1 protein-coding gene is annotated in these 974 nt (G+C 34.4%); it reads left to right on the top strand.

The window, feature by feature from the left end; translation table 11 throughout:
• Nucleotide 1: 1 nt before the first annotated feature.
• The coding region (locus ACFFIT_RS13260; protein ID WP_385878409.1) for an IS630 family transposase at nt 2-974 on the top strand (973 nt) is incomplete at its 3' end.

Genomic DNA, 974 nt, shown 5'->3' on the forward strand with positions numbered 1-974 from the left:
TATTAAATTAACAGCAGAACAAAGAGCAAATTTAAAAGCTCAACATAAAATGACTCACGATCAAAGGATATGTGATCGTATTCGTTGTGTTTTGTTGGCTGATGACGGTTGGTCAGCAAAATCAATCGCTGAATCTCAATTAATTCATGAAACGACAGTGCTAAGGCATATTAAGGACTATCTTGAAGATAATAAGTTAAAACCTGAAAATGGTGGTTCTGAAAGTTATTTAAATGCAGAACAAACACAAGAACTGATTACTCATTTAACTCAAAATTTATATCAGCATAACTATCAGATAATTGCCTATATCGCTGCGACTTATCAAGTTTACTTTACTGTTTCTGGTATGCATAAATGGCTCATTCGGCACGGATTTAGTTATAAAAAACCTAAAGGTACACCTCATAAATTCGATGTAGAAAAGCAAAATAAATTTATTGAAACTTATCAGTCATTAAAAGATACAGTCGGTGAAGAACCGATTCTATTTATTGATGCAGTACACCCAACTCAAGCCACTAAGTTAGGCTATGGGTGGATTAAGAAAGGAACTGATAAGGTGGTAAACACAACAGGTAGTCGTACACGAATCAATTTAATCGGTGCTTTGAATATTAATGCCATTGAGAAAACTGTTGTACAAGAGTTTGAAACGATTAACGGTCAAAGTATTATCGAATTTTTTACTAAACTGAGAGAAAATTACCCTCTTACAGAAAATAAACACATTCATATCATACTTGATGGTGCAGCTTACCATCGGTCGGTGGTTGTGGTTGAAAAAGCCTTAGAAATGGGCATCGTACTACATTATTTGCCTCCATATAGCCCAAATTTAAATCCAATTGAGCGGTTATGGAAGATAATGAATGAAAAATGTAGAAATAATCAATATTTCCCGTCGAAAGATAAATTTCGGGAAGCCGTATTGGGATTTTTCGAGAATATTCTACCCACGATCATTCCTGAAC

The sequence above is a fragment of the Thorsellia kenyensis genome (genome assembly GCF_042432445.1).
Lineage (GTDB): Bacteria > Pseudomonadota > Gammaproteobacteria > Enterobacterales > Thorselliaceae > Thorsellia > Thorsellia kenyensis.